Here is a 9,532-nt window from a genome sequence, read left to right as displayed (position 1 = left end):
GACTACAACTGCTCCCGCCCGCACCAGGCCCTCGACATGGCCTGCCCGGCCGAGCTGTTCGGGCCGTCCCAGCATTCCGAGTCTCGGGCCGGCGAGGAGCTGTTGCCGCTGCGGCTGCCGCCCGCGCGATGACCGCGACCCCGACGCTGTCCGCGTTCACCGAGCAGGTCATGGCCGGAACCGTCCCGGCCGATCTTTCGGCGCTGCTGGCAAGGCGGGACTTCGGGGCGTGGTCGGAGAAGGTCCAGGCCGCCCGGGGCTGCGCCAAGCCGGTCCGGCTGGTCGGGACCACCTCGCTTGTCGAGACCGGCGGGACGGTGCTCAACGAGACGCACGGGCGGGTGTTCGTGCCGTGCAAGAACCGCCGCGCGGCGGTGTGCGAGTCCTGCTCGGCGCACTACGCCCACGACACCTACCACCTCGTGCACGCCGGGATGGCCGGCGGCAAAGGCGTCCCCGACACCGTCACCGACCACCCCCAACTGCTCGTCACCCTGACCGCGCCCTCGTTCGGGCGCGTGCACTCCCACTCCACCACCGCCGCCGGGCTGGCTCGCCGGTGTGGCTGCGGGGCCACTCACAGCCCCTACGACGGGCAGTTGGGGGCGCCGCTGGACCCGGACACCTACGACTGGGTCGGGTCGGTGCTCTGGCAGGCCCACGCCCCCGAACTGTGGCGCCGGTTCACCATCACCGTCGCCCGCGAACTCGCGCGGCGTCTCGGGCTGCCACGTTCCCGGCTGCGCGAGCACCTGCGGGTCTCCTACACCAAGGTCGCCGAGTACCAACGCCGCGGACTGGTCCACTTCCACGCCGTCGTCCGACTCGACGGGCCCGACGGCCCTGAGACGCCGCCCCCATCCTGCGTCGACACGGACACCCTCGCCGCGGTGATCGGCCACGCCGCCGCCACCACGGCCGTGACCCTCCCGGAGACCGACGCCCTCGGCGGCCACGAACTCGGCTGGGGCTCCCAGGTCGACATCGCCCCGATCACCACCGCCGAGCTCGACGCCGGAGGCTGGCACGAGCGGCGCACCGCCGGCTACGTCGCCAAGTACGCCACCAAGGGCACCGGCCTCACCTCCGGTGCGGACCGGCCGCTGCGCTCGGTCGAGCACATCGAGACCCTCGATGCCCCCGAGCACGCCAAGACCCTGATGCGCACCGCGTGGCGCCTCGGTGGCATCGACGAGCTCGCCCACCTGAACCTGCGCAAGTGGGCCCACATGCTCGGGTTCCGGGGCCACTTCCTGACCAAGTCGCGGCGCTACTCCACCACCTTCACCGCGCTCCGTCAGGTCCGCGCCGCCTGGCGGCTCGACGAGCACCGCGCCGCCCTCGGGATCGACGACGACACCACCATCACCGTCGTCGGGGACTGGACCTTCACCGGCGTCGGCTACCGCAACGACGCCGAACGCGTCATGGCCGCCCTCTACGCCGAAGCCCACCTCGCCCGCGCCAACCTCGACGGCCAGGACGACGCCGGACCACCCGAGTGGGGCCCGTGATGGCTGTCGACGACCTCTGGCTCTCCCGCAAGCGCGACCCCGCCACCGGCGAACGCCTCCGCACCCAGCGCTACGGACGCGGGAAGCGGTGGCGGGTCCGGTGGACCGACCCCGAGACCGGTCAGACCCGCACCGAGCTGTTCGACCGCCGCGCCGACGCCGACCGCCGCGACGCCGCCACCCAGGCCGACATCCACCGCGGCCTGTACATCGACCCGCGCGCCGGGCGTATCACCGTCACCGAGTACGCCGAGCAGTGGCGCAAGACCCTGCTCCACCGCGGCAGCACCGCCGAGCGGACCGAGCGGACGATCCGCCGGCACGTCGTCCCGGTCCTCGGCTCCATGCAGCTCGCGGCCGTGCGCCCCTCGCACCTGCGGGGCTGGGTGAAGGACCGCGCGCAGCACCTGGAACCGAGCACCCTCGCGACGGTCTACTTCGGCACCCTCGTCCCGCTGTTCCGGTCCGCCGTGGCCGACAAGCTCATCGGGTCCTCGCCCTGCGTCGGCGTCCGGCTCCCCGAGATACCCGACGCCCGGTACACGATTGCGACGCCGGCCCAGGTCCACGCCCTGGCCGACGCGCTGCCCGAGATGTACCGGGCCATCGTCTACCTCGCGGCCGGCTGCGGATGGCGGGCCGGCGAGGTCTTCGGCCTCGAGCGCGACGAACTCGACCTCGACGCCCGGGAGGTCCACGTCCGTCGTCAGCTCTCGGTGACCAGCGGCCGGCGCCCGTACCTCGCGCCGCCCAAGACCAAGACCAGCACGCGCACCAACGAAGTCCCGGCCGTCGTTGCCGACGCTCTGCGGCGCCACCTCGACGTCTACCCGGTGGCCGGCGTCGAGCTGGACGACGAGACCGACGCCCGCCGACCCACCCGGCGCCGGGCCGCCCTCGTCTTCACCCGCGAGGACGGGCGCCCGATCCACCGCGCCGATTGGTCGTACATCTGGCGCCCCGCCGTGGAGGCCGCCGGGCTCCCGAAAGGCTTCGGGTTGCGCGACCTACGGCACTACTTCGCCACGGTCCTGATCTTCGGCGGCGCCAACGTCAAGACGGTGCAGCTCGCCATGGGCCACACGACGCCGACGATCACGCTCAACACCTACGTCGGCTACTGGCCCGACGCCGTCGACCAGACCCGGAGCCTGGTCGACGGGGCACTCGGCTGTACCCGACCTGTACCCGAGGCGGGTTTCGACGACAAAACCCCAGGTCAGTAGGGCTGTGTCAGCGGTAGTTCGTGAACTGCAGCGCGATCTCGAAGTCGCGCTCCTTGAGCAGCGAGATGACGGTCTGGAGGTCGTCCTTCTTCTTGCCGGTGACGCGGAGCTGGTCGTCCTGCATCTGGGCCTGGATGCCCTTCGGGCCCTCGTCGCGGATGACCTTGGAGATCTCCTTGCCCTTGTCCTTGCTGATCCCCTGCACCAGGGAGCCGGTGACCTTGTAGGTCTTGCCCGAGATCGCCGGCTCGCCGACGTCGAAGGCCTTCAGCGAGATGCCGCGCTTGATCAGTTTCTCCTTGAAGACGTCGATCGCCGCGGTGCAGCGCTCCTCGGTCTCGGCGCTGATGGTGATCGCCTCCTCGCCCGCCCAGGTCACGTCGGCGCCCGTCCCGCGGAAGTCGAACCGCTGCGAGAGCTCCTTGCTCGCCTGGTTGAGGGCGTTGTCGACCTCCTGGCGGTCGACCTTGCTCACGACGTCGAACGATGGGTTCGCCATGATCGTCCTCCCTGACGGGTCGGCTGACACTCGTCGGGCCCCGCCTGCACGGTCGCGGAGCCCCTGTCTGTAGTCTTCCCGACGCCGTCCCCGGGGATGGCACACCCTGGCGGGTTGCCCGAGTGGCCAAAGGGAGCGGACTGTAAATCCGTCGCGAAAGCTTCGAAGGTTCGAATCCTTCACCCGCCACCACCAGGCCCGTCACCCCTCTGAGCAGGGGAGACGGGCCATTTTCATGATCGCGGGCATGTTCGGCTCCGTCCGGCTGTGACCGGTCGTGCGCCGGTGTCCACGGACGATGCACGGACAGATCGATCATGAAGGGTCCTCGCCCAGCGCCTCGGTGATCCGGCGTCGCGCCTCGTCCTCCTGGCCGACGATGCACTTCGCGTACACGCGAAGGAGCACGTTCACGCTGTGGCCGGCCCACTCGGCGACCTGTGGCGCGGGAACGCCGGAGTTCAGCCAGGTCGACACGGCGGCGTGGCGCAGGTCGTAGGGCCGGCGCGCGAGGGGTGAGGCGACCTCGGAGGCCGTCAGAGCCTTCTCCCGGGCGTCGCGCCAGACCCGCTGGTAGACGCTGCCGGCGAGCGGGCCACCGCGCGCACCGCGGAACAGCCGGCCCTGCCGGTCGACGCCGAAGCTGTCGATGTGGTCCCGCAGCAGCCGAACCAGCGGCGGGGGACAGGGCACGATCCGCACGTCCTGACGGCCGCGGTGCTTGAGCCCGCGCGGCTCCCGGCGGGTCGGTAGGCCGGTCCACGCGCGGCCGGTCTCCGGGGCAGAGCCGGTGAGGTACAGCTCGCCCCAACCCTTCTCAGGCAGCGTCAGCGCGTCGCGGCGAAGCTCCACGGCCTCGGCCGGGCGGAGGGCGGCGTAGTAGATCGCGGCGAAGAACCCGACCAGCGCGGGCCCGGCCTTGCCCTGCACCCTCACCGCCTCGAGCAACGAGCGTGCCTGCGCCGGGTTGACCACGGCCCGCGGGTTGACCGTGTCGGCCAGCTTGGGTGCGCTCCAGCGGATCGTGCGCAGCGGGTTGGACGGCAGCAGCTCCCGTTCCACCGCGTACTCGACGATGTTGAAGAACGTGGCGCGCTTGCGGGTCACGGTGCTTGCGCTGGCCGGTGCGCCGTCGAGGCGCAGCGTGAAGCGGTCCAGCACGGCACGCACGAGCACGGTGTCGGCCAGCGCCGAGACCGGCACCGTGTGGTGAGCCAGCCAGCGTGCCGCCGCGGCCATCTCGTCGTCGGCCGGCGCGCCAGCGGCGCGTACCGGCGCGTTGAAGGCCCAGGCGTAGAGCGTGGCGCGAAGGACGTCGTCGTCCGGCCGGCCGCGGTCGGTGGTCAGGAGAACCGGCGTCGTCGTGGTCAGCGACTCCGCGATGCCGCGCCGGCTCTTGCCGGCCTGACGAGGCCACTTCATGTCGACGTAGTCGCACGCCAGCTCGAACCAGGTCACCGCGGCGACCTCGGGCGCCGATGACACGGGCCGGCCGGTCGCCACGTCGAACGGCTCCCCGCGCCGGATCGCGCTGACCAGCTCCGAGCGGAACCCGTCGGCCTGCTTGGGGTGCGGGAACGAGTCGTGCCACTCGTGGCCGGCGACGATCCACCGCACGCGGTACGTCGTGCCGCGGGCGCCCTCACGCTTCTTCACGCCCCACACCCGGACGTCGAGGGTGGTCTCTCGCTCGGGGGCCATCAGGCCGGGACCTCGCAGCCGTCGAGCCAGACGTCGAGGTCGGCCCGCCGGACGCGGATCGCGCCGTTCGGGAGCCGGATGCACTTCGGCGCCTTCCCGAGCTGGCGCCACTGGTAGAAGGTCGAGCGCGCGATCTGCAGCTCGTCGCAGACCTGCTCGACGGTCAGCTTCTCCACCGGCCGGCGCGGCGCCGGGACCCGGGCGCTCACGCCGCCGCTCCGTCGGTTGCCGAACACGGGAGGTCTCCCGAGGCGGCGAGCTGGGCGGCGGTGTACTCCGCGCGCCATCGCTGGCGTTCGGCGATCGCGGCCAGGAGCAGCACCGGGCGTCCCGGTACGTCCGGATCGTTCGGCCGGGTCGGCTCCCAGCGCACCGACGGGTCGCCGGTGGTGCTCCGGGTCGTCGGGGTGATCCCGACGTCGGCGAGCAGTTGCCGAACGAACGCGGCCCGGTCGGCGCGGTGGTCGTCGAGCGTCTTGCCCGACCACTTCCGCGAGACGAGGACCCGGCGCCCGCCGAGCCCGAGCGTCTCCGCGCGGTGCGCCTTGCCGCGACAGATGCCGGGCGTCGTGCGAGAGCCGGCGCCCTTCGGGGTCACGCCGTAGAGCAGCCACACCGCACAGCGCGGCGAGCACGGCGTCGTGGCCAGCTCGGCGTGCAGCCGGCGGGCGTGGGCGCGCTGGCGGTCGCTCACCGGCCGTGCTTGCTCGTCCTGCTGCTCGCCCTTGGCGGCGGCCGCCAGTCCGGCCGCATGGCTGACACTTTTCGTCAGGTACTTGGTAAGGTAGCCGATGTGGCGACCGGCGTCCTCGGTGCCGCCGAGGATGCCCTTGACGTGCACCTGCTCCCCGAACCGCACGACGTGGGCGGGCTCGGTGACGGCGTCGCAGGCGTCGTCCCAAGAGGACAGGGCCGTCCCCGTGTCGGGATCGGTGAACACCCGCCGGACCGCGTCCCACCGGGGCGGACGGGCGGCGGTGTAGACGGCCTGGTCGTGGGCGGGCCACCACACCTGGTGATAGGTCGCCTCGGTGATCGCGCGCAGGTCGGCGCGGGAGATCGAGCCCCGGACGGCGGCGTGGAAGTGCGGAGCGCCCCGGCGCTGCGGTTCGACGGTCCCGAAGTACTGCACCTCCCACCCGACGCAGCGCCGGGTGTTCTGCCACAGCCGGTCGAGCAGGGCCGCGAAGTGGACCGCGTCGCGGGCCGCGCGCCGGTAGTCGTAGCTCGCCGGGTCGACCGGCGTCCCGTCCTCGCGGACCCGTCCGTAGCTGCCCAGCGTCCACGTCACGAACGTCGAGGGCCGGTAGCGCCCGGCGCCGAAGGTCTGACCGACGGTGCGGTCCTCCACCGGCCGCCGCGGGAGGTTCGGGGCGTCCTGACGTCGACGGGTGGACCGCTTGCGGGGTGCCCGTTCCGGCGGGTCGAGGGGAGGCAGCCGGCCGCGGACTCCGAGCGCCCGCAACTGCTCGTCGAGGTCGTCGACCTGCTCCGCCAGCTCCTCGGCCGTCTCGTCGTCACCGCGCTCCCGGGCCGCGCGGTAGGCCGCCACGAGGTCGGCCCGGGCGCCGACGATCTTCTTCTCCTCGTCGGTCGGCTCGCGCGGGGACAGGTCGGGCTCCTCGTCGAGGTGCCAGCCCTCGCGGCACTGAGCCATGCGCAGGGTCCGGGCCTTCACCGCGCAGGGGCCGCAGACGTCCTCCCGCGTCGATCCGCACGCGACGGGCACGACCTCGGTGCGGCCGGTCTCGGTGTCGATCCGTCGCAGCGCCACCGGGCGGATGCAGACGCCATGCTCGGCGGCCATCGCCCGGGCCACGTCGGCGGCCATCGGGAGCACCGACCGCTCGGCCCGCGTGCTGGCGCCGACCACCACCTCGCCGTCCTCGGTCACGAGGACTCACCGCCCTTCGTCCGGGCGCTCTTGGCCTTCTTGCGCGGGGCGGGCTCGTCGCGCTGGACCGGTATCACCGATCCGATGTCCTCGCGGGTCGGGCTCGGGTAGGTCCGGGCGAGCCAGCGCATCTGCTCGTCGTCCACGTAGACCGACCGGACCTTGGTGAGCGTCTGGTCCTCGTCGTCGACCACGTAGCCGATGCCCGGCGTCAGCGCGCTGATCTGGTCGCAGCGGGCACCGCGGTCCCGGGCACCGTCCCCGAGGACCATCGCGACCTCGGCCTTCTCCGTCATCCGCAGCCCGACGCGCGTGGTGAACAGCCCGCGCAGGTCGACGACCTCCTTGCGCGGGTCCTGCACGCACCCGACGACGGAGACGCCCGGGGCGCGGCCCTTGGTGAGCAGCTGCCCGAGCGCGGCCTGAGCACGGCTGCGCAGCCCGCGATCGGCGATGTAGGTGGTCAGGGAAGCCACCTCGTCGACGAGGACGACGTAGAACGGCTCGGCGGTCGTCGGCACGTGCTGACGCGTTCGGGAGCGCAGTTCGCGGGTGCGCTGCGCGGTGAGCGCGGCCGCGGCCTCCAGACCGACGACGAGGTGTTCGTCGCTGTCGGCGGCCAGGAGGTGGAACAGCTCGGCGTACATGCCGAACTCCATGCCGCCCTTCGGGTCGATCCCGATGACGCGCACCAGTCCCTCGCGGATCGCCGGCGCAAGCGCGACCAGCAGGCCGGCGACCATCGACGACTTGCCCGAGCCGGAGGCGCCGGCCATCAGGACGTGCCGCCCGAGCAGCCGCAGCCGCCACGCCGAGCCGTCCTCCCGGCGCCCGAGCGGGAGCGCTTCGAGGTCGACGGCGCGCGCCGAACTCGGGGGCACGGTCGGCTCCATCAGCGTGTCCGCGCAGATCACGCGCAGCCACACCCAGCCGCGTCGCCGGTGGGCGAGCACCCGGACGTCGAGGGCCCGGAACTCGGAGCGCAGCTCGTCGGTCCGCTCCTCGAGGTCCTCTCGCGTCACGCCGGGGCAGAGCTGGACGGTCAGCAGATCGGCGTGGGAACCGAGGCGGCACCACAGCAGCCGGGGCACGACGAGACGGGCGGAGGCGTCGCGTGCCTGGAGGCCGGCCGAGGCCATGAGGTCGGCGAAGCCGCTCCGGTACCGGATGCGCCGGCCGAACCTGAACACGCGCGAGGAGATCAGGCGATCGAACGAGGCGCCGTGCGACCACCACCACGTGACGCCGGCCGCCAGCGCCACCGCCAGGACCGCCAGGAAGCCGGCGACGCCCTGCATGGCGCCGAGGAGCACCGCCAGGGCGACGACGGCCCCGAGGATCGGTACGTAGGCCAGCAGCCAGATCGCCATCACGGCGGCCCACACCGCCAGCAGAGCCAGGCGGAACAGACCACGCCCGGCGGCGAGCCCGAGACGACTGGAGAGGGTGTCGGGCTCCCGCACGATCGCCGTGCGCTGGACGTCGGCGCGACGTCGGATCGTCGAGCCGCGGAAGGGCTGGTGCGTGAACATCTACGGCTCCTGTGGGGACGAACGACGGGTGCGCGGGGAACGAGCGGTGCCGAGCACGGCCCGGCGGGTGGCCGCACGACGACGCAGGGGAGCGGCGTCGAACAGCGCGGCCTGGTCGAGGTGGTCAGGGCAGCGGCGAGGTGCGTTGCGGCGACGCTCGATCCGCGCCCGGCAGACCTCGCAGCGGTCGGACACGATCGGTTCCGCCTTCGGGGTGCTCATGCGACCGCACCTCCCGGGTCGGGTTCGCCGCGCAGCTCACGGGCCAGCCGGGTCCGCTCGGCGGGCGTCAGGCCGGCGACGACCCCGTGACGTCGCCCCGAGCGCTCCCAGCTCATGACGTCGTCCAGGCACGCCGCCTGGACGGGGCAGAACTCGCACACGGCCCGGCAGGTGGCGATCGCGTCCGGGTCGGAGGGCTCGGGGAAGAACAGGTCGTCGAGGCCGTCGCAGGTGGCGTGCTCTCGCCAGGACGGCGGTCCGTCGCCGTCGAAGAGGACCCGGCGCAGCACGAGTCGGACGGTCGCCGGGTTGTGGAACTCGTGTCCCGGTCCGACGTCGCGACGCAGGCGGGAGAGGACCGGTTCGGGCGTGTGGACCGGTCGCGGGGTCTGAGGTGGGGAACTCATCGTCGTGCCTTCCGAGGTCGGGAGGCACACGACGGACCGGGACGGCGGGACCCGCGGTCACTACCGTGGGAGGCGCGCTCCGGCACCGTCGTGTGCGGAGGGGCGAAGGCGCCGGGACGGGGAGAGGTTGGTCGCCAGGACCCGCCCCGGCGCCGAGTCAGACGGAGCCGCAGGCTCCGCGGATGGCGTGCTGGGCCGCGAGCAGCTCCGCGACCGCGGCGGCGAAGCAGTCCGAGAGGCGGACCAGCTCGCCGGAGTGCAGGAACAGCGTCAGCCGGCTTCCGATGCGCTCGTCGACGTCCAGCGTCACGCGGTCCTCGTCGGCGTGGACGGTGAAGCCCATCCGCGCGTCGGGCCGGACGTGCACGCTGACCGTCATCGCGATCCCGGACTCGGGCGACTCGACGTCGGCCATCACGCCCTACCTTCAGAGGTGCGGCCGGAGCTGGTGTTGGCTCCGGGTGTGCAGGCGGAGCGGGGATGGCTTCCATCAGAGCTGCCGTCAATGGCCGTAGGCTGCTGTTCCCCCCGCTCTGC

10 protein-coding genes and 1 tRNA gene are annotated in these 9,532 nt (G+C 72.8%); 3 read left to right on the top strand and 8 right to left on the bottom strand.

The features are described 5' to 3' along the window. Positions 1 to 128 precede the first annotated feature (128 nt). Positions 129 to 1,514 (top strand): replication initiator, encoded by a 1,386-nt coding sequence (locus AC2A1K_RS35095; protein ID WP_483900982.1) that lies wholly within the window; start codon positions 129 to 131, stop codon positions 1,512 to 1,514. After that, the gene (locus tag AC2A1K_RS35090; RefSeq protein ID WP_483900981.1) at positions 1,514 to 2,740 is read left to right on the top strand and encodes a tyrosine-type recombinase/integrase; all 1,227 of its coding nucleotides are present in this window, start codon (positions 1,514 to 1,516) and stop codon (positions 2,738 to 2,740) included. Before AC2A1K_RS35095 ends, AC2A1K_RS35090 begins: the two co-directional genes overlap by 1 nt. Before the next feature lie 7 nt (positions 2,741 to 2,747). Here the strand turns inward: AC2A1K_RS35090 and AC2A1K_RS35085 are convergent, their stop codons facing one another. Continuing rightward, complete coding sequence (locus AC2A1K_RS35085; RefSeq protein WP_483900980.1) at positions 2,748 to 3,239, bottom strand: YajQ family cyclic di-GMP-binding protein; 492 nt, start codon at positions 3,237 to 3,239, stop codon at positions 2,748 to 2,750. A 108-nt stretch (positions 3,240 to 3,347) separates the two neighbouring features. Here AC2A1K_RS35085 and AC2A1K_RS35080 point away from each other — a divergent pair. After that, positions 3,348 to 3,431, top strand: a tRNA-Tyr gene (locus AC2A1K_RS35080). Positions 3,432 to 3,554: 123 nt separating this feature from the next. Here AC2A1K_RS35080 and AC2A1K_RS35075 read toward each other — a convergent pair. The 7 genes from AC2A1K_RS35075 to AC2A1K_RS35045 all read right to left on the bottom strand — a co-directional run bounded on the left by AC2A1K_RS35075 (position 3,555) and on the right by AC2A1K_RS35045 (position 9,410). Further along, positions 3,555 to 4,940, bottom strand: a complete 1,386-nt coding sequence (locus tag AC2A1K_RS35075; protein WP_483900979.1) for a tyrosine-type recombinase/integrase — start codon at positions 4,938 to 4,940, stop codon at positions 3,555 to 3,557. Then, entirely contained in the window at positions 4,940 to 5,149 is a 210-nt protein-coding gene (locus AC2A1K_RS35070; RefSeq protein WP_483900978.1) for a helix-turn-helix transcriptional regulator, read from the bottom strand. The genes AC2A1K_RS35075 and AC2A1K_RS35070 overlap by 1 nt, the downstream gene beginning before the upstream one ends. After that, positions 5,146 to 6,771 (bottom strand): replication initiator, encoded by a 1,626-nt coding sequence (locus AC2A1K_RS35065; protein WP_483900983.1) that lies wholly within the window; start codon positions 6,769 to 6,771, stop codon positions 5,146 to 5,148. Before AC2A1K_RS35065 ends, AC2A1K_RS35070 begins: the two co-directional genes overlap by 4 nt. A gap of 59 nt (positions 6,772 to 6,830) precedes the next feature. Next, complete coding sequence (locus tag AC2A1K_RS35060; RefSeq protein ID WP_483900977.1) at positions 6,831 to 8,366, bottom strand: FtsK/SpoIIIE domain-containing protein; 1,536 nt, start codon at positions 8,364 to 8,366, stop codon at positions 6,831 to 6,833. Then, positions 8,367 to 8,588, bottom strand: coding sequence for a hypothetical protein (locus tag AC2A1K_RS35055; RefSeq protein WP_483900976.1), 222 nt, complete (start codon positions 8,586 to 8,588; stop codon positions 8,367 to 8,369). It abuts the gene before it with no gap. Continuing rightward, positions 8,585 to 8,995, bottom strand: a complete 411-nt coding sequence (locus AC2A1K_RS35050) for a WhiB family transcriptional regulator (protein WP_483900975.1) — start codon at positions 8,993 to 8,995, stop codon at positions 8,585 to 8,587. The genes AC2A1K_RS35055 and AC2A1K_RS35050 overlap by 4 nt, the downstream gene beginning before the upstream one ends. Before the next feature lie 157 nt (positions 8,996 to 9,152). Continuing rightward, a complete protein-coding gene (locus tag AC2A1K_RS35045; protein ID WP_483900974.1) occupies positions 9,153 to 9,410 on the bottom strand; it encodes a hypothetical protein in 258 nt (85 codons plus the stop codon). Between the last annotated feature and the right edge of the window lie 122 nt (positions 9,411 to 9,532).

The sequence above is a fragment of the Actinomycetospora sp. 2LY8.5 genome, from assembly GCF_057180585.1.
Note: the sequence above shows the minus strand (reverse complement) of the source record. Positions and strands in the feature narration are given on the sequence as shown.

What these genes read in the sequence shown, in the direction of transcription:
- AC2A1K_RS35095 (WP_483900982.1), top strand. Translation starts at nt 129, where the DNA reads ATGACCGCGACCCCGACGCTGTCCGCGTTCACCGAGCAGGTCATGGCC.
- AC2A1K_RS35090 (WP_483900981.1), top strand. Translation starts at nt 1,514, where the DNA reads ATGGCTGTCGACGACCTCTGGCTCTCCCGCAAGCGCGACCCCGCCACC.
- AC2A1K_RS35085 (WP_483900980.1), bottom strand. Translation starts at nt 3,239, where the DNA reads ATGGCGAACCCATCGTTCGACGTCGTGAGCAAGGTCGACCGCCAGGAG.
- AC2A1K_RS35075 (WP_483900979.1), bottom strand. Translation starts at nt 4,940, where the DNA reads ATGGCCCCCGAGCGAGAGACCACCCTCGACGTCCGGGTGTGGGGCGTG.
- AC2A1K_RS35065 (WP_483900983.1), bottom strand. Translation starts at nt 6,771, where the DNA reads ATGGCCGCCGACGTGGCCCGGGCGATGGCCGCCGAGCATGGCGTCTGC.
- AC2A1K_RS35060 (WP_483900977.1), bottom strand. Translation starts at nt 8,366, where the DNA reads ATGTTCACGCACCAGCCCTTCCGCGGCTCGACGATCCGACGTCGCGCC.
- AC2A1K_RS35055 (WP_483900976.1), bottom strand. Translation starts at nt 8,588, where the DNA reads ATGAGCACCCCGAAGGCGGAACCGATCGTGTCCGACCGCTGCGAGGTC.
- AC2A1K_RS35050 (WP_483900975.1), bottom strand. Translation starts at nt 8,995, where the DNA reads ATGAGTTCCCCACCTCAGACCCCGCGACCGGTCCACACGCCCGAACCG.
- AC2A1K_RS35045 (WP_483900974.1), bottom strand. Translation starts at nt 9,410, where the DNA reads ATGGCCGACGTCGAGTCGCCCGAGTCCGGGATCGCGATGACGGTCAGC.